Source organism: Neorhizobium alkalisoli (assembly GCF_007829835.1).
GTDB lineage: Bacteria > Pseudomonadota > Alphaproteobacteria > Rhizobiales > Rhizobiaceae > Neorhizobium.
On record NZ_VIWP01000002.1, the window covers coordinates 988,284 to 1,011,579 of the forward strand.

Annotated in this window: 25 protein-coding genes; 17 read left to right on the top strand and 8 right to left on the bottom strand. The window is 61.2% G+C overall.

Going from position 1 to position 23,296, the window contains the following annotated elements; translation table 11 throughout:
- Positions 1-130: 130 nt before the first annotated feature.
- On the bottom strand, positions 131-1,651 hold the full coding sequence (hisS, locus tag FHW37_RS10620; RefSeq protein WP_145635800.1) for a histidine--tRNA ligase: 1,521 nt from the start codon (positions 1,649-1,651) through the stop codon (positions 131-133).
- A gap of 149 nt (positions 1,652-1,800) precedes the next feature.
- Between hisS and FHW37_RS10625 the strand changes: the two genes are divergently transcribed.
- The 5 genes from FHW37_RS10625 (at position 1,801) to FHW37_RS10645 (ending at position 4,428) form a co-directional block, all read left to right on the top strand.
- Positions 1,801-1,980, top strand: a complete 180-nt coding sequence (locus FHW37_RS10625) for a hypothetical protein (protein WP_145635804.1) — start codon at positions 1,801-1,803, stop codon at positions 1,978-1,980.
- A gap of 43 nt (positions 1,981-2,023) precedes the next feature.
- Positions 2,024-2,776, top strand: a complete 753-nt coding sequence (locus tag FHW37_RS10630) for a hypothetical protein (RefSeq protein WP_145635807.1) — start codon at positions 2,024-2,026, stop codon at positions 2,774-2,776.
- Between the two features lie 62 nt (positions 2,777-2,838).
- Positions 2,839-3,207 carry a hypothetical protein gene (locus FHW37_RS10635; RefSeq protein WP_145635810.1) on the top strand — a complete coding sequence of 123 codons (369 nt, stop codon included), beginning with the start codon at positions 2,839-2,841 and terminating at the stop codon, positions 3,205-3,207.
- 59 nt (positions 3,208-3,266) lie between these two features.
- Positions 3,267-3,647, top strand: a complete 381-nt coding sequence (gene copM, locus FHW37_RS10640) for a CopM family metallochaperone (RefSeq protein ID WP_145635813.1) — start codon at positions 3,267-3,269, stop codon at positions 3,645-3,647.
- A gap of 76 nt (positions 3,648-3,723) precedes the next feature.
- The gene (locus FHW37_RS10645) at positions 3,724-4,428 is read left to right on the top strand and encodes an HAD family hydrolase (RefSeq protein ID WP_145635816.1); all 705 of its coding nucleotides are present in this window, start codon (positions 3,724-3,726) and stop codon (positions 4,426-4,428) included.
- On the opposite strand, the gene FHW37_RS10650 is transcribed toward FHW37_RS10645, so the two are convergent.
- Entirely contained in the window at positions 4,415-5,044 is a 630-nt protein-coding gene (locus FHW37_RS10650; protein WP_145635819.1) for a DNA-3-methyladenine glycosylase I, read from the bottom strand. The genes FHW37_RS10645 and FHW37_RS10650 overlap by 14 nt on opposite strands.
- A gap of 219 nt (positions 5,045-5,263) precedes the next feature.
- Between FHW37_RS10650 and FHW37_RS10655 the strand changes: the two genes are divergently transcribed.
- The 3 genes from FHW37_RS10655 to FHW37_RS10665 all read left to right on the top strand — a co-directional run bounded on the left by FHW37_RS10655 (position 5,264) and on the right by FHW37_RS10665 (position 7,673).
- On the top strand, positions 5,264-6,037 hold the full coding sequence (locus FHW37_RS10655; protein ID WP_145635822.1) for a L,D-transpeptidase: 774 nt from the start codon (positions 5,264-5,266) through the stop codon (positions 6,035-6,037).
- A gap of 149 nt (positions 6,038-6,186) precedes the next feature.
- Positions 6,187-6,873, top strand: a complete 687-nt coding sequence (locus tag FHW37_RS10660) for a L,D-transpeptidase (RefSeq protein WP_145635825.1) — start codon at positions 6,187-6,189, stop codon at positions 6,871-6,873.
- A 134-nt stretch (positions 6,874-7,007) separates the two neighbouring features.
- Entirely contained in the window at positions 7,008-7,673 is a 666-nt protein-coding gene (locus FHW37_RS10665; protein WP_432442838.1) for an outer membrane protein, read from the top strand.
- Here FHW37_RS10665 and glcF read toward each other — a convergent pair.
- The 3 genes from glcF to FHW37_RS10680 form a co-directional block, all read right to left on the bottom strand.
- On the bottom strand, positions 7,661-8,968 hold the full coding sequence (gene glcF, locus FHW37_RS10670) for a glycolate oxidase subunit GlcF (RefSeq protein ID WP_145635828.1): 1,308 nt from the start codon (positions 8,966-8,968) through the stop codon (positions 7,661-7,663). The two genes, FHW37_RS10665 and glcF, sit on opposite strands and share 13 nt — an antisense overlap.
- Positions 8,969-9,184: 216 nt before the next feature.
- Positions 9,185-10,378, bottom strand: coding sequence for an FAD-binding protein (locus FHW37_RS10675; RefSeq protein WP_145635830.1), 1,194 nt, complete (start codon positions 10,376-10,378; stop codon positions 9,185-9,187).
- Between the two features lie 178 nt (positions 10,379-10,556).
- On the bottom strand, positions 10,557-11,990 hold the full coding sequence (locus tag FHW37_RS10680; protein ID WP_145635833.1) for an FAD-linked oxidase C-terminal domain-containing protein: 1,434 nt from the start codon (positions 11,988-11,990) through the stop codon (positions 10,557-10,559).
- Positions 11,991-12,305: 315 nt separating this feature from the next.
- Between FHW37_RS10680 and FHW37_RS10685 the strand changes: the two genes are divergently transcribed.
- The 5 genes from FHW37_RS10685 to FHW37_RS10705 all read left to right on the top strand — a co-directional run bounded on the left by FHW37_RS10685 (position 12,306) and on the right by FHW37_RS10705 (position 17,576).
- Positions 12,306-12,773, top strand: a complete 468-nt coding sequence (locus FHW37_RS10685; RefSeq protein WP_432442845.1) for an NUDIX hydrolase — start codon at positions 12,306-12,308, stop codon at positions 12,771-12,773.
- Between the two features lie 132 nt (positions 12,774-12,905).
- Positions 12,906-14,411, top strand: a complete 1,506-nt coding sequence (locus FHW37_RS10690) for an inorganic phosphate transporter (protein ID WP_145635840.1) — start codon at positions 12,906-12,908, stop codon at positions 14,409-14,411.
- Between the two features lie 12 nt (positions 14,412-14,423).
- Entirely contained in the window at positions 14,424-15,161 is a 738-nt protein-coding gene (locus FHW37_RS10695; protein WP_145635842.1) for a 16S rRNA (uracil(1498)-N(3))-methyltransferase, read from the top strand.
- A gap of 140 nt (positions 15,162-15,301) precedes the next feature.
- Positions 15,302-16,675: a glutamate--cysteine ligase gene (locus tag FHW37_RS10700; protein ID WP_145635845.1), complete on the top strand. Its 1,374-nt coding sequence runs from the start codon at positions 15,302-15,304 to the stop codon at positions 16,673-16,675.
- Between the two features lie 61 nt (positions 16,676-16,736).
- Positions 16,737-17,576, top strand: a complete 840-nt coding sequence (locus FHW37_RS10705) for a DUF937 domain-containing protein (RefSeq protein WP_145635848.1) — start codon at positions 16,737-16,739, stop codon at positions 17,574-17,576.
- A gap of 78 nt (positions 17,577-17,654) precedes the next feature.
- Here the strand turns inward: FHW37_RS10705 and FHW37_RS10710 are convergent, their stop codons facing one another.
- Positions 17,655-17,963 (bottom strand): DUF1127 domain-containing protein, encoded by a 309-nt coding sequence (locus FHW37_RS10710; protein ID WP_145635851.1) that lies wholly within the window; start codon positions 17,961-17,963, stop codon positions 17,655-17,657.
- A gap of 200 nt (positions 17,964-18,163) precedes the next feature.
- On the opposite strand from FHW37_RS10710, the gene FHW37_RS10715 reads away from it, so the two are divergent.
- The 3 genes from FHW37_RS10715 to FHW37_RS10725 all read left to right on the top strand — a co-directional run bounded on the left by FHW37_RS10715 (position 18,164) and on the right by FHW37_RS10725 (position 19,779).
- Positions 18,164-19,114: a LysR substrate-binding domain-containing protein gene (locus FHW37_RS10715; protein WP_145635854.1), complete on the top strand. Its 951-nt coding sequence runs from the start codon at positions 18,164-18,166 to the stop codon at positions 19,112-19,114.
- 72 nt (positions 19,115-19,186) lie between these two features.
- Positions 19,187-19,465, top strand: coding sequence for a transcriptional regulator (locus FHW37_RS10720; protein WP_145635857.1), 279 nt, complete (start codon positions 19,187-19,189; stop codon positions 19,463-19,465).
- Positions 19,465-19,779: a type II toxin-antitoxin system RelE/ParE family toxin gene (locus tag FHW37_RS10725; protein ID WP_145635860.1), complete on the top strand. Its 315-nt coding sequence runs from the start codon at positions 19,465-19,467 to the stop codon at positions 19,777-19,779. The genes FHW37_RS10720 and FHW37_RS10725 overlap by 1 nt, the downstream gene beginning before the upstream one ends.
- A gap of 61 nt (positions 19,780-19,840) precedes the next feature.
- On the opposite strand, the gene katA is transcribed toward FHW37_RS10725, so the two are convergent.
- Positions 19,841-21,334 (bottom strand): catalase KatA, encoded by a 1,494-nt coding sequence (katA, locus tag FHW37_RS10730; RefSeq protein ID WP_145635863.1) that lies wholly within the window; start codon positions 21,332-21,334, stop codon positions 19,841-19,843.
- A gap of 125 nt (positions 21,335-21,459) precedes the next feature.
- Here katA and FHW37_RS10735 point away from each other — a divergent pair, with 125 nt between their 5' ends.
- Positions 21,460-22,377, top strand: coding sequence for a hydrogen peroxide-inducible genes activator (locus tag FHW37_RS10735; protein WP_145635866.1), 918 nt, complete (start codon positions 21,460-21,462; stop codon positions 22,375-22,377).
- On the opposite strand, the gene FHW37_RS10740 is transcribed toward FHW37_RS10735, so the two are convergent.
- The gene (locus FHW37_RS10740) at positions 22,374-23,258 is read right to left on the bottom strand and encodes a dienelactone hydrolase family protein (RefSeq protein WP_145635869.1); all 885 of its coding nucleotides are present in this window, start codon (positions 23,256-23,258) and stop codon (positions 22,374-22,376) included. The two genes, FHW37_RS10735 and FHW37_RS10740, sit on opposite strands and share 4 nt — an antisense overlap.
- Positions 23,259-23,296 lie beyond the last annotated feature (38 nt).

A 23,296-nucleotide genomic window follows, 5' to 3' on the forward strand; every position in this document is an offset into this window, starting at 1 on the left:
CCCGCAGGCGGGGAGAAGGAAACCTGTGGCAACGCCTCGCTTCACCCACGAGCCCAGGCAGGGCACGTCCCCTCTCCCCGCAAGCGGGGAGAGGGCTAGGGTGAGGGGCAAGCCCCGCGACTTAAAAAGCTCAAGCATCCTTCGCCCGCCGCCGGTCTTCAGCCTGGGCCGCTAGGATTTCCTTCACCTTGGCGACGAGATCGGCCTCGGACACGGTGTCCTGCGCGACGCGGGCCTCACGCCAGGAGGCGTTGTCCTCGATCTCGCCGGACAGGCGCTTGCCCTCGATCAGGTCCTTCAGCTGCACGACGCCCTGGGCACGTTCATCGCCACCCTGGATGATGGCGATCGGGCAGCCGCGACGGTCGGCATATTTCAGCTGGTTGCCGAATTTCTTCCAGTTGCCCTGGTACATTTCGGCGCGGATGCCTTCGGCGCGCAGCGCCTGAGTAAAGCGCTGGTAACGGCCCATGCTCTCGACATCGCCATCCATGACGGTGACGAGAACCGGAGCAACCACCTCGTCCTGCCCCAGCTTGCCAAGGTTTTTCAGCGCCGTCATGAGGCGGGAAACACCGATGGAAAAGCCCGTGGCCGGAACCGGCTGGCCCATGAAGCGCGACACGAGACCATCGTAACGTCCGCCGCCGCCGACCGAACCGAAGACGACCTTTTCGCCCTTTTCGTTGGTGACGTCGAAGGTGAGTTCGGCTTCGAAGACCGGGCCGGTGTAATATTCGAGGCCGCGGACGACGGAGGGGTCGATCTTGATGCGGTCGGGGCCGTAACCGGCGCTCGTTGCCAGAGCACCGATCGTGTTCAGTTCATCGACGCCTTCGCCACCCTGTGCCGTGCCGGCGACGAGTTCGGCGAGCTGGGCGGCACTTTCGGCATAGTTCTTGATGCCGACGAAGAAGAGGACCTTTTCGATCTGGTCTTCGTTCAGTCCCGCGCCCTTGGTGAAGTCGCCGGACTCATCCTTGCGGCCGGCGCCAAGCAGGAGTTTGACGCCTTCCGGGCCGAACTTGTCGAGCTTGTCGATGGCGCGCAGCACGTTCAGGCGCTGGCCGGCCTTGTCGTCGCCGCCAAGACCGATCGCTTCCATGACGCCGTCCAGAACCTTGCGGTTGTTGACGCGGATCACATAGTCACCGCGCTTGATGCCGAGCGCTTCCATCGTGTCGGCCATCATCATGCACATTTCGGCATCGGCCTGCACGCCCGGCGCGCCGACCGTATCGGCATCGAACTGCATGAACTGGCGGAAACGGCCCGGACCCGGCTTTTCGTTGCGGAAAACGTAACCGGCACGATAGGTGCGGAACGGCAGCTGGATCTCGTTGAAATTTTCCGCGACATGGCGGGCGAGCGGCGCCGTCAGGTCGTAACGCAGCGACATCCACTGCTCGTCATCGTCCTGCAGCGAGAAGACACCTTCGTTGGGGCGGTCCGAGTCCGGCAGGAATTTTCCAAGCGCGTCGGTATATTCGAACAGCGGCGTTTCGACCGGGTCGAAACCGTAACGTTCGTAGACTTCGCGGATCTTTGCCGTCATCTCGTTGGTGGCATGGATATCGGCAGCCGAACGATCGACGAAGCCGCGCGGGAGGCGGGCTTTGAGTTTCTGCGGTTTCTTCTGCTTGTCGCTCATGATCGGGATTCCATTGCCGGCGGGCCTTCGGGAAAGGCCGGATTTGTGTGCGGTTTCTTAGAGGATAGAGGCCGGAGCGGCAAGGGCGGCGGCTGGTGAAGACTGACGCAAGGTGGTATATTTTGGCCGCCGCAACGGGGCTTAGGGTCATGAACAAGCACATTACGATCGAAATGTCGGATGAGACATATGACCTTCTGTCAGCGCGCGCGGCCGATGCGGGAGTTGAGTTGGAGATTTATCTTGTCGACACCCTCAGACAACGGCTGGAAGACCCGGATTTCATCAAATCGGTGGACGAGAGGATTGAGGCTCGGGCCAAGACCTAAAGTCTGGAAGATCGACCACCGCAGCAAGGCCTACCGCTAGTCCATGATCCTCGAAGCCCTTCAATATGCCGCGACCGCTCCGGTCACGCCGTCCGCATTCTGCCCTTACATCCGCTCCTCCGTCAGCCTCTGGTCGCGCGCCAATCGTTGCGCCAGGGCCTGGGCTGAGCATGAGGATAATTGCCAGTCCTTCATCCGTGACAGGGTGGAGGGGATGAAACAAAGGCGCACCTGCGTCGTGCTCGGCTCCGGCCTGTTGCGCGATGTGCCGGCCGGGTATCTTTCGCAACAATTCGATACGGTCGTACTGGTCGATCTCGTGCATCTGGCGAGCGTGCGGCTGTCGCTCGGCGTTCGCGGCATGCGCAACATGCGGTTCATCTGGCGCGATCTTTCCGGCTATGACGACGCCGTTGCGGGCAAGGCGACGGAACCGCTCGGGTTTCTGCGGCAGGTGCCCTATCTCGACCTCGTGATTTCGGCAAACATCCTGTCGCAGATCGGCATTGCTGCAAAACACCGGCTTGAGGCGGAGGGCAATGCCCGGCAGGACGAAATCCTGCAGGCGCTGGTTCGGGCGCATCTCGATGGGCTGGCCGCCCTGCCCTGCAAGACCGCACTCCTAACGGATGTCTCGTACAAGGTCGCGGATCGCGACGGCAAGGTGACGGAGGAGGCGGATCTTCTCTGCGGCGTGAAGGCGCCGGCAGCGCAGCGCCGCTGGACATGGACGGTCGCGCCTTATGGCGAGCTCGGGCCGAACCATCAGGCAGTGCATGAGGTGATCGCGATCTGACTTCATCGGCTTGTGATATGGCGGCCCGTTGCATTTTGCGGCCGTGGACCTAAGTTCGAAACATGTCTCGCGCTGCCGCCATCATGATGTTTCTGGCCTGGCTCCTTTACGGAGCAATGCCGGCTGTCGGCATGCCGATGATGCAGCCGGTGGAAGAGACGGCACAGGTTTCAATGCCGGCCCATGCACATCACGAGATGGGCAAACTAACGCAGACGGCGGAAAAGACGCATTCCCACGGCAAGTCGCAGCAAAACTGTCCGCATGGCGGCAAGATCTGCGTGACGCCTTTCTGCGCCGCCTGCCTGACGCTTTTGCCGGACATCACCTTCGCCAGCCAGCGTCTGGCGCAGCCTTATCCGATCCCGGCACCGGCAAGATCGCTTCTCTCCGCCGTGCCCGCACCGCTGACCCCGCCTCCCCGCGCCTGAGCCGTCCGAACCGCTTTCACATTTTCAAGATTTCCAATGGACACGGGAAAGGAAAAACCATGTCCCTGAAAACCCATATAGCCGCTTCGGCCCTCGTCTTGCTTACCGCCAGCTCGCTCCTTGCGCAGGAGATGAAGGGCCATGACATGAAAGGCATGGACCATTCGGCCATGCAGAAGAATGGCAACGCTTCCACCAAGGCATTCGAGGATGCGAGCGCGCAGATGCACAAGAAGATGATGATCGATTATTCCGGCGATGCGGATGTCGATTTCGTGCGCGGCATGATCCCGCATCATGAAGGCGCGATCGCCATGGCGAAGATCGAGCTTGCGCATGGCAAGGATCCCGCGCTGCGCAAGCTGGCCGAAGACGTCATCAAGGCGCAAGCTGCGGAAATCGCCGATATGCAGGCCTGGCTAAAGGCGCACGGCAAGTAGTGCTTGGTCTGCCGGGCGGGGCGAACCCTTGCCCGGCGGCCTATTCTTCGCCATATCAGCGCATGGAGGCAATCTGATGCGCTCGATCACCGCAATCGGCTTCGATGCCGACGACACGCTCTGGCAGAACGAGCAGTTCTACCGGCTGACCGAAGAACATTTTCAAAAACTGCTCGGCGATTTTGCCGAGGGAGAGCATGTTTCGGCGCGCTTGCTGGAGGCGGAAAAGCGCAACCTTTCCTATTACGGTTTCGGCATCAAGGGTTTTACCCTGTCGATGATCGAGACGGCGATCGAGATTACCGACGGCAATGTGCCGACAAAGACGATCGGCGAAATCCTCGATATCGGCCGTGACCTGCTTCGCCATCCCGTCGAGACACTGCCGCATGTCGAGGAGACGCTGCGGGCGCTGAACGGCGAATATCTGCTCGTCCTGATCACCAAGGGCGACCTGTTCGACCAGGAGCGCAAGCTGGCGCAATCGGGCCTCGGCGATTATTTCGATGCGGTCGAGATCGTTTCCGACAAGAGCGCCACCACCTATCGCCGGATTTTTTCGAAGGTCGCGGACGGGCCGGAACGGGCGATGATGGTCGGCAATTCGTTGAAATCCGATATCGTGCCGGCGATCGCCGCGGGAAGTTACGGCGTGTTCGTACCGCATGCGCTGACCTGGGTTTTCGAACATGTCGACGCGCCGATCGATGCGCCGCGCTTCCGGCAGATCGAACATCTCGGCGAGCTGGCCATTGTCATCGAAAAGATCATGGCCGCCTGAAATTCAGCCGAAGCGTGTCCACTTCCCCCTGGCAGAAACAGCCGTCGAGATGGTCGTTCACCATCCCCATCGCCTGCATGAAGGCATAGACCGTGGTCGGACCGACAAAGGTCCAGCCGCGTTTCTTCAGATCCTTGGACAGCTTGACCGAGACCGGCGTCGTCGGATTGGCGCGCAGGGTTTCGAGATCCATGACGCCGGGCCTTTCATGCGCGCCGGGCTCAAAACTCCAGAAGAATTTGGCGAGCGAGCCGAATTCGTCGCGCAGGGCGATGGCGCGGCGGGCATTGTTGATGGTCGAGACGATCTTTCCGCGGTGGCGGATGATGCCGGCGTCAGCGACGCAGCGGGCGATATCTTCCTCGCCGAATTGCGCCACCTTCTCGAAATCGAACCCGGCAAAGGCGGCGCGGAAATTTTCGCGCTTGCGCAGGATGGTCAGCCAGGAGAGGCCCGACTGGAAACCTTCGAGGCAGATCTTTTCGAACAGGCGAAAATCGTCGGTAACGGGCCTGCCCCATTCCGCATCATGATAGTGCCGGTAATCCTCGAGCCCGCCATGCCAGGCGCAACGGCCTCGGCCATCCTCGCCGATGATGATGCCCGGCTTTTCCATCACAAATCCCCTCGCCTCTTGGGCGTTAACGGCCTTCCGGCCAAGCTTTAACACCCGTCAACCATGTTTCAGAACGGGGCGGTAACCCTGCCAAAAGCTTTATGGCTTTTGTCGCATTCGAGGCGCCACCCGTTTACCATTCTCTTTCACTCCCCACTCACCATAGCTGCCAACGGGCGACAAGTGCCCAATCGGTCAATGTAACGAGTGGATCCGATCATGAAGACGAAGACCCTTTTTCTGGCGGTCGGCATGGCCGCTGCCTTTTGTGATGCAGCAATCGCCAACGACCGTTACGCGGAACGCCCGCCGATCGTGCTGTCTTCCGAGCTGACCGCCCCCTGGGTGATGCAACTTTCCGGCCCGAATGCGCGCCCGGTCGTTTATCCCCGCCAACAGGCCGCCCAGCCGCCGGTCCAGTACCAGCAGCAGCAGCAACAGCAGCCCCGCCCGGTCTATCGCCGCGGCATTTTCGGCAATAGCGCCGCCCAGCCGGTCGCCATGGTGCGCCCGGCCTCGCCGGCACGCAGCCAGATCGAACCGCAATTCCTGCCGCAGGTCGTGACCTACGAGACGAAGGAAAAGCCGGGCACGATCGTCATCGATACCAATAACCGTTTTCTCTATCTGGTCATGGATGGCGGCAAGGCGCGCCGTTACGGCGTCGGCGTCGGCAAGCCGGGTTTCGAATGGGCCGGTGAACACCGCGTCACTCGCAAGGCCGAATGGCCGACCTGGGTGCCGCCACAGGAAATGATTTCGCGCGAAGCCCAGAAGGGCCATTACCTGCCGGCCCGCATGGATGGCGGCCCGGAAAACCCGCTCGGCGCGCGCGCCATGTATCTCGGCTCGACGCTTTACCGCATCCACGGCACGAATGCGCCCTGGACGATCGGCAGCGCCGTCTCTTCCGGCTGCATTCGCCTGCGCAACGAGGATGTGACTGACCTCTACGAACGCGTCGAAGTTGGCACCAAAGTCATCGTCATGTGACGAAAACGGCCTGCGCCTGTGACCGGATAGCCACGATCGGCACCGGTCGCACCGCAGCAAGGCCTATATTCGCCTTGCCTCATCTTGCCTTGACCGGATGTGCGGAACAGTTTCTTCCCATTGAGGGTCAGATTGACGAGAGGGTAAGGATGAAATCGGTTAAAATGCTGCTTGGCGTCGCAGGGATCGCCGCCGCACTGGTCGCAACCACGGCTTCGGCCCAGACTTCGGCGCCGGTGCGCCCGCAGACGACGGCAAGCGATGTCGCCCGCAATGCGAAGAACCGCGTCGTGCCGGACGAGTTCAAGCGCCGCATGGTGCGCTTCACCACCAATGAAGCGCCGGGCACGATCATCGTCGATACCAACAACAAGTTCCTCTATCTGGTCGAAGGTCCGAACCGGGCGACCCGCTACGGCATCGGCGTCGGCCGTGAAGGTTACGGCTGGTCGGGCGTCGTCAATATCGGCCGCAAGGCTGAATGGCCGACCTGGACACCGCCGGCCGAAATGCGTGCCCGCGAGGCCCGCGAAGGCCATATCCTGCCGGTCGTGATGCAGGGCGGCGAGAACAATCCGCTCGGCGCACGCGCCATGTATCTCTACAAGGGCAATCGCGACACGATCTTCCGCATCCACGGCACCAACCAGCCCTGGTCGATCGGCCTCAACCTCTCCTCCGGCTGCATCCGGATGATGAACAAGGATGTCACCGATCTTTATTCGCGCGTCGATGTCGGCACCAAGGTGGTCGTCATCGGCCCCGGCAGCAAGCCGGGCGATACAGTGTTCAAGGATCGCGGCATGGATATTTTCCGCACGATCTTCGGCGGCTGAACGAAACCCGATATCGGGAAAGGCGGGTGACCGTCTTTCCCGCCACGAGTGGTGCCGAATTGCAACCATTCGGTTATGCGCCTGTCATCTGCGGCCGCTATTGCGGATAAACCGACATCGCGACAGGCAGAATCATGCGCAGCTCCGTCATCACCATGCTTGCCGCAGCCTCCACGGCTGCGCTTCTCTGCGGCTCCCCGGCTCTCGCCGGCGATTTCGAAATTTCCGCCTATGGTGGTTACCAGACCGCGCCGCATAGCGATGTCGACGTCTCCGACCAGCCGAGCTTTACCGCCGGCTGGGAAGGCAATTCCTTCAAAGCCCCGCAATATTACGGCTTTCGCGGCACCTACTGGTTCGACGAGGGCCGGCTTGCGAACTGGGGCGTCTCGCTCGATTACACCCATGCCAAGGTCTATTCGACGCAAGGCACGATGGCTGAGGCCGGCTGGTCGCATTTCGAATTCACCGACGGCCTGAACCTCCTGACCGTCAACGCCATCCGCCAGTTTCCGCTGGAAGACAGCAAGTTCGTGCCCTATCTCGGCGCCGGCGCCGGCATCAACGTGCCGCATGTGGAAGTGACGCGCGGTTCCGGCCGCACCTTCGACTACCAGATCGGCGGTGCGACGCTGCAGGCGCAGGCCGGCGTCAAATACCAGTTCACCGAGGGCTGGTCGGCCTTTGCCGAATACAAGGGCAATTATTCCTTCGTGAATGTCGATATCGACAGTGGCGCGACGCTGAAGACGAACATTCTTACCAACGCCTTCAACCTCGGCATTTCCTACCGCTTCTGAGAAATCGCTGCCGGTTTCGGGCCGCCATAGGCCCAGTCGAGCAGTTGCACCGTGTGCAGGATCGGGATTTCGGTGCCGCTGCCGATCTGGGTGATGCAGCCGATATTGCCGGCGGCGATCACATCCGGCTTGGTGGCCTCGATATTCTTCACCTTGCGGCTTTTCAGCTGCGTGGAAATCTCCGACTGCAGGATGTTGTAGGTGCCGGCCGAGCCGCAACAGAGATGGCCTTCCGCCGGATCGCGGACGGTAAAGCCCGCCGTTTTCAGAAGCGTCTTCGGCGGCATCGTGATCTTTTGGCCGTGCTGCAGTGAGCAGGCCGAATGATAGGCGACGGTCAGCTTCTGCGCTTCGAGCTTCGGCAGGTCGAGGGTGGCCAGATATTCGGTGATGTCCTTTGCCAGGGTCGAAACCCTGGCGGCCTTTTCGGCATAGGCCGGATCGAGCCGCAGCATATGACCGTAATCCTTGATCGTAGTGCCGCAGCCGGATGTGGTGACGATGATCGCATCGAGCCCGCCCGCCTCGACCTCCGCCATCCAGGCATCGACATTGCGGCGGGCGAAGGTAAGCGCCTGTTCCTCGCGGCCCATGTGATGCACCAGCGCGCCGCAACAGCCCTCGCCCTTTGGGGCTGCGATCTCGATGCCGAACCGGGTCAGAAGCCGGATGGTCGCGACGTTGATCTCGGGATCGAGCACCGGCTGGGCGCAGCCGGAAAGGATTGCGACGCGGCCGCGCTTTTCCGCTTTCGGCGGGACGGCATCACTCTCTGCAACGGTGGCTGCGCGTTTTGCGGATTTAGGCGCGAGTTCCAGCATCGCACCGAGTGGCTTCAGCACCCGGATGCCTTTCAGGAGCGGTGCGAAGGGGCGCGCAATTTTGGCCAGCGCCAGCGCTGCCCGGAAGCGAGCTGGATAAGGCAGGACAGCTGCCAGCAGGTTGCGGATCAGCCGGTCGGGTAGCGGCCGCTTATAGGTGTTTTCGATGTGGATGCGGGCGTGATCGACCAGGTGCATGTAATCAACGCCGGAGGGACAGGTGGTGACGCAGGAGAGGCAGGAGAGACAGCGGTCGATATGGGTGACGACTTCCTCATCCGCCGGCCGGTCGTTTTCCAGCATGTCCTTGATGAGATAGATGCGGCCCCGCGGGCTGTCGAGTTCGTTGCCCAAAGTGACATAGGTGGGACAGGTGGCGGTGCAGAAACCGCAATGGACGCAGCGGCGCAGGATCTTTTCGGATTCGGCGACATGCGGGTCTTCGAGCTGGGCGGGGGTGAAGGAGGTCTGCATTTTACGACGCTGCCTCCTGACCTGAGGTCGCGTGCCCCCCTCTGCCCTGCCGGGCATCTCCCCCACGGGTGGGGAGATCGGCTGGGCGTGCCGGCACCGCTCCGGATACGGCACTGGAGATAACCGGGAGGCCGCTACAAATAGATCTTCCCCCTTGTGGGGGAGATGCCCGGCAGGGCAGAGGGGGGTAAAGCGGCATGCTCGACATCAAACTCCTCACCCCATCCTCCCCGGACTGAAAATCCCCACCGGATCCAGCTTCTGCTTTACCCGCGCCGACAATGCCGCAATCGCTGCCGGCAAGGGCTCAAAGGCCGGCGTTTCCGGCCGCATGGCAGCCGGCGCGCGCATCAGGGTGGCGTGGCCGGTGCCAAGAATATGGATCTGTTCGCGCACCAGCGCCGCTTCCGGCTCGGCCTCCATCCGCATCCAGACGAGGCCGCCCTGCCAGTCGTAAAACGCATCGATCCCCGCTTCGAGCCGCAATGCCGCGACAAGCCTGTGGCCTGTGGTCGGCGCGACCGAGACCCGCCAGAGCGGTTTTTCGGCAATACCGGCATAGGGTTTGACATCGCTGATCTCGCGCCAAAGGGTTTTGCTTTCCTCCATGCCGAGACGCGTGACCGATCCGAAAGCCTGCATGACGGCGGCGAGCTTTTCCGCACGAACGGCAACCGAGGCGGAAAGACCTTCGAGCCGCAGGACGGTGGCGGCACTTCCGGGCAATGCGCCATCCAGAAAATGATGCCGCACGGTCGGCGGCAGGTGGGCGGCGGCGGAGACCTCGACCGGAAGCGCCATGGCCGCCGCCATGGCATTCGTCGCCTGTTCGTCGTCGAGATCGGCAATCACGATGGTCTCTATCGAAGGCGGCACCGGCAGGACGCGGAATGTCACCTCAGTCAGGAAACCGAGCGTGCCGAAGGAGCCCGCCAGAAGCTTGACCAGATCGAGCCCGGTGACATTCTTCATCACCCTGCCGCCGGCGCGGATGATTTCGCCCGAACCGTTGACGAAACGGATGCCCAAAAGGCTGTCGCGGGCGGCGCCGGCAATGAGACGGCGAGGGCCGGAGACATTGGCGGCAAAGACGCCGCCGATCGTCGGCTCGCCCGTCGTTGCCATGATGCCGCGATGGTCCATCGGCTCGAAGGCCATCATCTGGCGGTTTTGTGCAAGCGCCGCCTCGACTTCAGCCGCCGGCGTGCCGGCCCTCACCGTCATCACCATCTCGCCCGGATCGTAATCGACGATGCCGGTCAGGCCACGGGAACTGACAGTTTCGGCCGCTTCGACGGCATTGCCGAAGCCGGAGCGGGTATTGCCGCCGCAAAGCGCAAGCGTCTTTCCTTCGCTCGCGGCGGTGCGGATGACATAGGCGGCATCGGTTTCGGAATGGGGGATCAGCATTCGGCACGCTCGCAATGTGCCTTGCCCCTCATCCGGCTACCGCCACCTTCTCCCCGTTCAGACGGGGAGAAGGGATATGCCGCACGGCCTGCGAACCCCTCTAACGTCAATCGGGGCAGGTCCCCTCTCCCCGTCAGAACGGGGAGAGGGTTAGGGTGAGGGGCAAATCCGAGAGACACTATGCACGCCCCTCCAGCGGAAACACCTTGGACGGGTTGAGTAGCCAGCCCTCGTCGAAGGCGGCGCGCACAGTCATCTGCTGGGCAAGTTCGGCATCGGAATATTGGTGCCGCATGAGGTCCCGCTTCTCGATACCGACACCGTGCTCGCCGGTGAGACAGCCGCCGGCATCGACGCAGAGTTTTAGGATCTCGTTGCCGGCCTCTTCCGCCTTCGCCGCCTCTTCCGGGTCATTGGCATTGAACAGGATCAGCGGGTGCATGTTGCCGTCACCGGCGTGAAAGACATTGGCGACACGGAGACCGAAACGTTCGACGATTTTAGACGTCTCCTCCAGAACGTAGGACAGTTTTCCGAGCGGCACCGTGCCGTCCATGCAGATATAGTCTGCGATACGGCCGGTGGCGCCGAAGGCCGATTTGCGGCCTTTCCAGATCAGCGCCGCCTCGGTTGCCGACTGGCATTCGCGCACCGTCTTGACGCCATGGCGGCGGGCGATCTCGACGATCGAGGCAAGGGTTGCATCCATTTCGGCTTCGGATCCCTCGACCTCGACGATCAGCAGCGCGCCGACATCGAGCGGATAACCGGCCTTGGCAAAGGCCTCGCAGATCTCGATTGCCGGCTTGTCCATGAATTCGATCGCGACGGGGATAATGCCCGAGCCGATGATATCCGCCACGCACGAGCCTGCCTCTTCCGAGGTGTCGAAACCGAACAGAACCGGCCTTGCGCCCTCGGGCTTGGCAATCAACCGCACCGTCGCCTCCGTGACAATGCCGAGCTGGCCTTCCGAGCCGCAGACAAGGCCTAAAAGGTCGTAGCCGGCCGCATCCAGATGTTTGCCGCCGAGCTCGATCACCGTGCCATCGACCAGCACCATTTTCACGCCGAGCAGATTATTGGTGGTGACGCCGTATTTGAGACAGTGGGCGCCGCCGGAATTCATGCCGATATTGCCGCCGATGGTGCAGGCGAGCTGCGAGCTCGGATCCGGCGCATAGAAAAATCCGTCCGTAGCGACGGCTTCGGAAATGCTGAGGTTCGTGACGCCTGCCTGTACGGTGGCAGTGCGGTTGGCATAGTCGAGTTCGATTATGCGCGACATGCGCGATAGCCCGAGAACGATCGCATCCTCCTGCGGAATGGCGCCGCCGGAAAGAGAAGTCCCTGCCCCGCGTGGCACGACGGGAATGCCGGCGCGATGGCAATATTTCATCACTGCGGCCACCTGCGCGGTGTTTTTCGGCAGAACGACGGCCAGCGGCAGGCGGCGATAGGAGATGAAGGCATCCGTCTCGAAGGGCACCAGCGCGCGTGCCTCATGGACGACGCATTCGGGCGGAAGGAGATCCAGAAGGTCGGAGATGATCGTATCCCGGCGCGCCAAGACAGACGGGCGCGGCGGCAGAAACTGAATGGCCTCCGACATGATTTTCTCCTCTCCCCACCACAAGCCTATGTCGATCAAGCGACATTTACACCACTTTTTTTGGGCAGAATTTGGCGATGGCGCTTTTAGACAATCGATGGCCACATTGATGCATTAACAGGCATGTTGAACAGCTGTGCAAATTTCGATTGACCTGCGGCTGATCCGCTTCAGAATAGCTCTCCAAGCTCCCAAGAAACGATTCTGTGTTTCCGATCGTTAATGCTCGGACAAGCTTTATATTACTAATATTCCACTTGAAGGAGAATTCCGGAATTGGGCCTTACGAACCAACTGATCAGCAACCTTCGTCTCATGCTGCAGCGGCCGCCGCGACAGCAATATGCGGCGCTGTGCTATCGGTTCGCCAAGAAGACCGCCCAGCTGGAAGTTCTGGTCGCCACCAGCCGCGATACCGGCCGCTGGGTCATCCCCAAGGGCTGGCCGATGAAGGACAAGAAGGCCCATCAGGTCGCCGAACGCGAGGCCTATGAGGAAGTCGGCGTCAAAGGCAAGATCGAGAAGGAGCCGCTCGGCTTCTACCACTATCGCAAGACGCTCGACAGCGGCCTGAAAGTGCCGGTCCGGGTGCAGGTGCATGCGATGGAAGTGCAGGACTGCCTGAAGAACTTTCCGGAAAAAGGTTCGCGCCGGCTGGAATGGGTCTCCTGCACGGAGGCTGCCGCGCGCGTCAACGAACCCGAGCTGAAATCCCTGTTCCTGCATTTTGCGGAACGGATGCAGGCCAACGCGCATCCCGTGCGTGTGAAAGCTGCGGGCTGAGGTCTCCCCGTGTGACCAGCCCGTAATATTGCTTTCGTCACCGTCTGCTAATAATCCCTCCGGCAAAGCGTCGAGATCCGGCCCATGATAGCCGCGCGGCGCTTCGTTTTTCGTCATTCATCGGAATAAACCATGGCCCAGCAACGGCCGCGTCTCGCCAAGCCGACGCTCGACAAGGATCTGGACAAGATCGCCTCGGTGGAGGAAGCCACCCGCCAGACGGCGCGTGGGCTTGCGGCACCGGGCGCTGCGATGCTGTTCATCGTGCTCGTGGCGCTTTTCGCCAGTTCCTATGTCAGCAGCGGGCCGGGCGCCGTTCTCGTCATCGCCGCTTCGGCGCTCGCTGCCTACATGGCGATGAATATCGGCGCCAATGACGTTACCAACAATATCGGCGCGGCCGTTGGTGCACGCGCCATGACGATAGGTTTCGGGCTTTGCCTTGCCGCTGTGTTCGAAGTCGGCGGCGCGGTGATTGCCGGCAGCGGCGTTGCCAACACGATCGCCAACGGCATTACCCGTAGCGGCGTGATCACCGACCCGACCGTGATGATCTGGGCGATGATGGCGGCGCTGTTTTCGGCTGCGATCCTCATCAATGTCGCGACATGGCTGAGCGCGCCTATCTCGACCACCCATTCGATCGTCGGCAGCGTGATGGGCGCCGGCATTGCCGCGGCGGGCCTTTCGGCCATCAACTGGCAGATGATCGGCGGCATTACCCTGAGCTGGGTTCTTTCGCCCATGCTCGGCGCGCTGATTGCGGCCGCCCTGCTTTTCCTGATCAAGGAAACGATCATCTACCAGCAGGACAAGATCGCGGCTGCCCGCAAATGGGTGCCGATCCTGATCGGGGTGATGAGCGGCGGTTTTGCAGCCTATCTGTCGCTTGTCGGGCTCGGGCAGCTGATGCGCGTTTCGGCACTGGCGGCCACGGGGATCGCGGCTGTTGCCGGTATTCTGGCCTGGCGGCTGATGATCCCGGTCATTGCCAGACAGTCGGCCGGGCTCGAAAACCGCAATCAGTCGCTGCGAAAGCTGTTTCGCGCACCGCTCGTCGTTTCCGCAGCACTTCTTTCCTTCGCGCATGGCGCCAATGACGTGTCGAACGCAATCGGGCCGCTGGCCGCGATCGTCAAGGCGGCGCGACAGGTGCCCGCCGGGCAATCCGGTATTCTGCTCTGGGAACTGGTGATCGGCGGGCTCGGCATTTCTCTCGGTCTGCTGCTTTACGGTCCGAAACTCGTGCGGCTGGTCGGCGCCGAGATCACAAAACTCAACCCGATGCGCGCCTATTGCGTCTCGTCCTCGACGGCGCTCACCGTGCTCGTTGCCTCATGGATCGGCCTGCCGGTCTCCTCGACGCATATCGCCGTCGGCGCCGTGTTCGGCGTGGGCTTCTTTCGCGAGTGGTATACGCGTCATTCACGCCGGCGTTTTGAATATATGCGGATTAGGGCCGGCAAGGATCCAGATGCGACCGAACCCTTCGAGCGCAACGAGGAGGAAATCTCGCGGCGTTATCTGGTGCGGCGCTCACACTTTCTCAGCATCATTGCGGCGTGGATGATCACCCTGCCGGCAGCGACGACCCTTGCGGCGATCATTGCAACGGTTATCTTCGCGCTGTTCATTTGAGAGACTTTTTCCATGCGTGCCAATTTCCGGATGCAGCGGCTGTTCCTTGATGCCCCCCTTTCACAAGGTCAGGCGCAGGAGGTTTCCGGCGAGCATTTCAACTATCTCGCAAATGTTCTCAGAATGGCCGATGGCGCCGAGATCCTCGCCTTCAATGGCCGGGATGGCGAATGGCGGGCGAAGATCACGTTCCCGACGCGCAAGAAGATCGCGCTGGAACCGCTCGCACAGGTGCGCCCGCAGCCGGAAGCGTCCGACCTGCATTATCTCTTTGCGCCGCTGAAAGTCGGGCGGCTCGATTATCTCGTGCAGAAGGCGGTCGAGATGGGGGCAGGCACCCTGCAACCGGTGATGACCCAGCATGTGCAGGGCAAGATCACCAGCATGGACCGGCTTCAAGCCAATGTGATCGAGGCGGCAGAACAGTGCGGCATATTGTCGATCCCGACCGTCGAGGCGCCTGCGAAACTCGGCGATCTGCTCGATCGCTGGCCTTCCGACCGGCGGATCATCTATTGCGACGAGGGTGATGAGGGGCAGAACCCGTTGCCGCTGCTTTCCGGCATTTCGGAGCGAAAACTGGCGCTTCTGGTCGGTCCGGAAGGCGGTTTTTCCGAGGAGGAACGTGCCCGACTGCGCGCCCTGCCCTTCGTCACCGCCATCCCGCTTGGGCCGCGCATCTTGAGGGCCGATACGGCGGCGGTGGCAGCGCTGGCCGTGATCCAGGCGGCGATCGGCGACTGGCGGTAAGGGGCTTCGGCAGAATTGCCACACATTCGCCTGATTTTCTGAAAGCGCGTTGAAAGAAATTCACTTGCACCGCACATGAATCCGGTCCAATCAGCCGGACGTTTTGTCCGAGATAACGCATTCCGAACAAGGTAGATTTCATGGCCCGCGACACCACCGACCAGACCCCGCTTTCTTCGGTGTCCGAGCTTGCTGCCTATATGGCCGAAGGTCCGCGGCCGAAGGAAAAGTTCAAGATCGGCACCGAGCACGAAAAATTCGTGTTCTTCACCAAGGATAATGGCCCCGTTCCCTATTTCGGTGATGCCAGCATCTCGGCGCTCCTGAAGGGCATGCAGGCCCGGCTCGGCTGGGAGCCGATCATGGACGGCGCCAACATTATCGGACTTGGTGAACAATCCGGCATGGGCGCGATCTCGATCGAGCCCGGTGGCCAGTTCGAGCTTTCCGGCGCGCCTGTCGCGACGCTGCACGAGACCGCGACGGAAGCTGCCGAGCATATGGCGCTGGTCAAGGAAATCGCCGAGCCGATGGGCATCGGTTTCCTCGGCATTGGCGGCAGCCCGAAATGGACGCTAGCGGAAACGCCCGTCATGCCGAAATCCCGCTACGGGATCATGACCCGCTACATGCCGAAGGTCGGCTCCAAGGGCCTCGACATGATGTACCGCACCTGCACGATCCAGGTGAACCTCGATTTCTCCTCGGAAGAGGACATGGCCGCCAAGATGCGGGTGTCGATGAAGCTGCAGTCGATCGCGACCGCGCTTTTCGCCTCCTCGCCCTTTACCGAAGGCAAAACGAACGGCCAGCTTTCCTGGCGTGGCGATATCTGGCGCGATACCGACAACCAGCGATCCGGCATTTTGCCCTTCGTCTTCAACAGCGATTTCGGTTATGCCGATTATGCGAAATGGGCGCTGGACGTGCCGATGTATTTTGTCGTGCGCGACGGCAAGTACCACGACTGTACGCACATCACCTTCCGCCAGTTCATGGACGGCGCGCTGAAGGGCACGCTTTCCGACTGGGCGCCGACCATGGGCGACTGGACCAACCATCTTTCGACGCTCTTTCCCGACGTACGGCTGAAGCGGTTTCTGGAAATGCGCGGCGCCGATGGCGGCCCGCTCGAAAACATTTCCGCCCTGCCCGCCTTCTGGGTCGGTCTTCTTTACGACGATACGGCGCTGGCCGATGCCGCGGAACTGACCAAGGACTGGAGCTTCGAGGATGTCGTCGCCATGCGCGATGCCGTACCGTCGAAGGGATTCGATGCAACGATCTGCGGCGCGTCCGTGCTCGACATCGCCAAGGAAGCGGTTGCGATTTCACGGCGTGGCCTCAAGGCGCGCAGCAGGCTGAATGCGCAGAGTGAGGACGAGAGCATCTTTCTTGCGCCGCTCGACGACGTTCTCTCCAGCGGCAAGACGCTCGCGCAGCAGATGTTGGCGCAGTATGAAGGCGAGTGGAACCGTTCGGTCGAACCGGTGTTCGAGGCCTATCGCTACTAAACCCTTCCAGTCGTTGCTTTTCCGGATATAGTGTCGGCAAGCCGGTCTGGAGGGGCTTGTCATGCTGCCACTGTTCGACATGATGCTGAAGGCGCAGAATGGTGAAGGCGTGGAGGCGCTGGCGAAGCAATTCGGCCTGGCGCAGGAACAGGCATCCCAGGCGATGGCCGCGCTGATGCCGGCCTTTTCCTCCGGTTTCAAGCGCAGCGCCAGCAATCCCTACGACCTCAGCTCGCTGATGGGCGCGATGTTTTCCGGCGCCTATTCGAAATATTTCGAGGACATGACGCGGGCGTTTACGCCGCAGGGCGTCACCGACGGCAATGCGGTGCTGGAAAAGCTGTTCGGCTCCAAGGACATGTCGCGGGCGATCGCCGAGCAGGCGGAACAGTTCACCGGGATCGGCCAGGAGATCTTCAAGAAGATGATGCCGGCCATGGCCGACACGCTGATGGGCGGCCTGTTCAAGCAGATGAGCGGCCAGATGCCAGGTGTGGGTGATTTCGGCCCGATGGGCTCGATGCTTCGGCAATGGCTAGAAAGCGTCGGCCTGGACACCAAGAGTGCGCCAAAAGCCGGTGCAAACCCGTTCGACAATCCCTTTGCCCAGGCGATGCGGACCATGTGGGGGCTAGAAAAGCCGGAAGCACCACAGCCCAAGCCCAATCCTTTCGCCGAAAATCCGTTCACCAAGGCGTTTCATGACATGATGACGGGAAGTTTTGGAGCCGCAAAGCCGGCGCCGGAAAAGGCTGCGTCTGCAGGCGCGACCTCCTATGGCGAGCTGATGAACCAGATGTTCGACAGTGGCATCGAGGCCCAAAAATCCTACCAGAAGAACATGGAAGCCATCTTCGAAAGCTATCTCGGCAAGTCGCCGACTGCCGGCCAGCCGAAATAAAAAAGCCCGGCGCGGATCAACCGGGCCGGGCAAAAGGCAGGGCTATTGGCTATCACCCTGCGGGGAAAAGTTTTAGGCTCAGTGGCCGGCGCGGCGCGCAAAGCGGTAGCGCGCACGTTCGCGGGCAGCCTTGGACAGAAGCAGCGACGGATCCTGCAGCACACCGGACCTGTCGAGCGCCTGGGTAACGTCACGCCGGCTGAGGCCGATATCGTCGAGCTGGTAATCGTCGAGATCATTCAGCGCATTGGAGGCCAAGCGATTTCGGATGGCACGCCATGCGGATTTTCCTCGCAGGATCACGAGCTGCATCACGGAACCCAGGCGGGTTTCCACGGCGGGCTGGTGAACAAGCTTGATTTCGGTTCCGCATTCGGTCGTGCTCATGGGACTATCCTTTCTTCAGGCACGCAGAAGACCTTCCCTCACGCGATGAAAGCGCAAAGGCTGGCCGGCTTCGAACGGCATCTCTCAAGAGGGGCCGGTGTTCGAGATTGATTTGTGAACCCGTTATGCGGGAAATTCTATTGATCAGTCCAACGAATGTTTCTAATGATAAGCATCAAACACCCTTATGGATCAGCGCTATGTCCGCTCCGCTTGATATCGACCAGCTGCATACATTCGTCGCCATCGTCGATTGCGGCAGCTTTACCAAGGCTGCGGATCGCGTCTTCAAGACGCAGTCGGCCGTCTCGATGCAGATGCGCCGGCTGGAGGAAAGGGTCGGCAAGCAGCTGTTTGCCAAGGATGGCCGCGGCAACCGGCTGACCGCCGAGGGCGAAAAGCTGCTCAACTACGCGCGAAGAATCATCCGGCTGAACAATGAGGCGATCGCGGCCTTCGACGACAACCGGCTCGAGGGCACGCTCCGGATCGGCACGCCGGACGATTATGCCGACCGCTATATGCCGGAAATCATCGGCCGATTTGCCAAGACGCATCCGAATGTCGAGCTTTATATCGTCTGCGAGCCCTCGGTCAGCCTTGCGGAAAAGATGGCGCGCGGCGAGCTGGATATCGCGCTTGTCACCCACAACCCGCGCCAGCGGATTTCCGATGTCGTGCGCACCGAGCCGCTCTGCTGGGTCAGCTCCGCCAACCATCCGCTGAAAGACGATGCGCCCGTGCCGCTCGCCGTCGGGCGCCGCGACTGTCTATGGCGGCAGCTTGCCTGTTCGGCGCTGGATGCCTCGGGCCAGGAATATCAGGTTCTCTTCACCAGCTGGTCGTCGACTGTCATCACCGCTGCGGTTCTCGCTGGCATGGCCGTGTCAGTCCTGCCGGAATCGGCTTTGCGCAGCGGCATGAAGGTGCTGTCCTCCGCAGACGGCTTTCCGCCGCTGCCACCCGTGCAGATCGGGCTTATGAAGCGCCCAGGCCTCTCGCCCTCGCTGATGAACGCCATCACCGACCACATTGCCGCCTGCCTCGACAACATCTCGCCGGCCGTCGCGCCTGACGATCTCGACGGGGAAGTGAAGCAGTTTTCACGCATGGGACGGTCGCGGACGGTTTCGGTGATGCCGGGGTGGTGAGTTCGATTGCAGCTTTCTTGACTTCGGGACGGACCAGGCGGAGACTGCCAACAGGCACTGAGGAAGCGCGCTATGCAGGCTGATGAGACGATATCGGTCAAGCTGGAACTGCCGATCGATACACTAAAGGCATTCGACGAAATCGCTGCGGTGCTGGGCACCGATAAGCAAAGCCTTATGAGTGCGATTCTCGCCGATTATATCAGCCAGGGCGTCGAGGAAATCCTTGAAGAGGCGGAAGGCGTCGCCGCTCTGGATCGAGGCGAAGGCACTGATCTGGATGATTTTCTTGGACAGGCGCGCTCGATTGTCGAGGCTGCCGAAGCCAAACGCACGAGGCGAGCTGGCTGATGCCGAAGCGAATCGTTCGGCTTTCTCCACGAGCCGAACGTTGGCTGTTTTCCTATATCGCCGATCTCAGCGATAAGAACCCGGCTGCCGCACGACAAATTCTGATCCGCCTTGAAGCTCTCAAAAGCATGCTAGCGGATTTTCCTGAAATCACAGAGCGCGGAATTCTTCCGGGAACCAGACGGATCATCATGCGGCCGCTCATCCTGACAGCACGCCTTTGGAATGGCACTCTCGAAATCACCAATGTTCGGCATGAGCGCCAGAAGGCGGCTGGCAAGTCATTCAGGCCGATCGGCAGAGCTGACAAATGAGCCAGCAAAAAGCCGAGGGATTTCACCCCCGGCTTTTCTCATTGTCCAGATAACCGCGTCCTTATTCCGCAGCCGTGGCCTTGGCGCTGATTGTGTCAGCCTCATAACCGTGCGCGGTCTTCAGCGCGGTGCGGACGCCGGCTTCATAATCCGGATGCACGAGCTTGAAATGAGCGAGCTGGCGTTCGACGATATGGCCGGGGACGCCGCCCATCGCCGCTGCAATGTTCGAAAACAGCCGTGCCTTCTGGCCTGCGTCGAACAGATTGAACAGCGCCCGCGGCTGGCCGTAATCGTCATTGCCTTCGCGGTGGTTGTAGCGGCCCATCTCGCCTTCGATCTTCAGCGGCGGTTCCTTGGCCGAGGGCTGCTCGACCGGGCCGTTCACCGAATTCGGCTCGTAATAGGCGTCCGGATTGCCCGACAGGATGCCGCCATAGGTGTTCATCTGGCCATCGCGATTGTAGTGATGGACCGGGCATTGCGGCTTGTTGACCGGGATCTGCTCGTAATGGGTGCCGAGCCGGTAACGATGCGCATCGGCATAGGAGAAGATGCGGGCCTGCAGCATCTTGTCCGGCGAATGGCTGATGCCGGGCACGATATTGGACGGCGAAAAGGCCGCCTGCTCGATCTCAGCAAAGTAGTTGTCGGCATTGCGGTTGAGTTCCATCGTGCCGATGTCGATCGGCGGGAATTCCGAATGCGGCCAGATTTTCGTCAGGTCGAACGGGTTGTACGAGGTCTGTTCTGCCTGCGCTTCCGTCATCACCTGCACCTGCACCTTCCAGCGCGGGAAACGGCCTTCCTCGATCGTGCCGAACAGGGCTTCCTGATAGCCTTCACGGGTCTTGCCGATGATCGTCTCGGCTTCTTCGTTGACGTAGTGCTTGTGGCCTTGCTCCGTCTTGAAGTGGAATTTAACCCAGAACCGTTCGCCCAAATCATTCCACAGCGAATAGGTGTGCGAGCCGTAGCCGTTCATATGCATCGGATCGACCGGCAGGCCGCGGTCGGACATCAGGATCGTCACCTGATGCAGGCTTTCCGGCGAAAGCGACCAGAAATCCCACATGGCGGTCGGCGAGCGCATATTGGTCTTCGGGTGGCGCTTCTGGGTGTGGATGAAATCCGGGAATTTGTAAGGGTCGCGGACGAAGAAGACCGGCGTATTGTTGCCGACCAGATCCCAATTGCCGTCCTCGGTATAAAATTTCAGCGCGAAACCGCGCACGTCGCGTTCATGGTCGGCAGCGCCCATTTCGCCGGCGACGGTGGAGAAGCGGGCCAGCATCGGCGTCGATGCGCCCGGCTGAAGACACTTCGCCTTGGTATATCTGGAGATGTCGCCGGTAATCGTCAGCGTGCCGTGTGCGCCCCAACCCTTGGCGTGCACGACGCGTTCCGGAATACGCTCGCGGTTCTGGTGGGCCAGCTTTTCGATCAGCTGGTAGTCCTGGAGCATGACGCCGCCGCGCGGGCCGGCGGTGATGGAATTCTGGTTGTCCGGAACCGGAGCACCGGCTGTCGTCGTCAATGTGGGACGATCGGTCATGGTCTTCTCCCTTTTGATAACATCTTTAAAATTCGTCGGCGTTGCCGCCGCCGGATTGAAACTGTCACTCGGCATCGATAATTTCCAATCGTATTTGATAAAAACATCGATCGGAAAATCTTATCGTGCTTACGCTACGCCAGATGCGGTATTTCGAGGCCCTCGCCTCCGTCCTCCATTTCGGCAAGGCGGCCGCAATGGTGAATGTCAGCCAACCCGCGCTTTCCGCCCAGATTATGGAAATGGAAGATCATCTGGGCATAAAACTCGTCGAGCGCAGCCGGGCCGGCGTGCTTCTGACGCCCAAAGGCCTTGAGGCCCTCAGGCGTATCCGGCTTATTCTGGCTGAAGTGGAGCGTCTTGAAGAATCCGCCCGGGATCGGCCGGGCGTTCTGGAAGGGCTGATCCGCATCGGCATCATTCCGACGGTCGCACCCTATCTCGTGCCGCAGCTCGTGCCTTACCTGCGGGCGAGCTATCCGGACGTGCTTATCGAGCTCAAGGAAGCGATTACCGACCGGCTCGTCGCTGACCTGATGGACGGCAAGCTGGATGCCGTCATCGCGGCCCTGCCGGTCGAAGCGGAGCATGTGGAGACGCGGCCGCTGTTTTCCGACCGGTTCTTCATGGCGATGGCGAATAACGAGGCCGAAGTTCTGGTCTCGCCGCTTGTCGAAAACCAGGTGGATACGGAACGCCTGCTTCTTCTGGAAGAAGGCCATTGCCTGCGCGATCAGGCGCTTGCCGTCTGCGGCACGGGCGCGAAACGCAATCTCGTCAATGTCGGCGCGACCTCGATGGCGACGCTTTTGCAGATGGTGTCGCACGATATGGGGATGACGCTGATCCCGGAAATCGCCGTCTCGACCGAAACCGCGCGCAACAACCTGCGGATAGTGCCATTTGCCGATCCCGCGCCGTCGCGCGAGATCGGACTTGTCTGGCGCCGCTCCAGCGGACGGGCGGACGATATGACAGCGCTGACCGAGGCGGTGATCGCCTGCCGGCCAGCGGCGCTGACGCTCGCGGTCGCGGTCGCCTAGGCGAGATATTTCTTGAAGAAGGCAACCGTCCGGCTCCAGGCGAGATCGGCGGCCGTCTTGTCGTAGCGGGCAGCGGACGTATCGTTGTTGAAGGCGTGGTTGACGCCTTCGTAGACGAAGATCTCGAAGGTCTTGCCGTTCTTTTCCAGCGCCTCCCTGTAAGCCGGGATTCCGGCATTGATGCGCTCGTCCAGCCCGCCGTAATGCAGCATCAGCGGTGCCTTGATCGTCGGCACGTCCTCGGCTTTCGGCTGGGCGCCGTAATAGGCGACACCTGCGTTGAGGGCCGGTGACTTTACCGCCAGATTGTTGACCGCGCCGCCGCCCCAGCAAAAGCCGATCGCGCCGACCTTGCCATTGGCACCCTTGATTCCGGCGAGATAGGCGCGGCTTGCCTCGCCATTGGCGGCGACGTCGCCGGCATCGAGCGTGGAAAACATCTGACGCGCCTGATCCTCGTCGGCCGGTGTGCCGCCCGCGGGCGACAGGAAATCGACGGCGAGCGCATTAAAACCCTCGAGCGCCATGCGGCGGGCAATATCCTTGATATGAGCGTTGAGGCCGCGGTTCTCGTGAATGACGATGACGCCGCCGAGCGGAGCGGTCGCAGCCTTTGGACGGGCCAGATAGGCCTTCATCGTGGCGCCCTTGGTGCCGGGATAGGTGACGTCCTCGATCACCAGCCGGTCGTCGGTCGCGGGGATCTGATCAGCCTTGGCTCCATTGGCAGCCAGCATCGGGGCGATGGCAGCCGCCGCAGCGCCCGAACCGGCGAGTTGGGTCAGCCGCTCCATGAAGCGGCGGCGGTCGAGATGCAAATGCGTGTAATCATCATAGGCGTTGATCATCGCCTGCGTGATCTTCGGGCGTTCATTATCCATGGCCTGTCCTCCGTCTTGATCTCCGGAAGAAACCTATA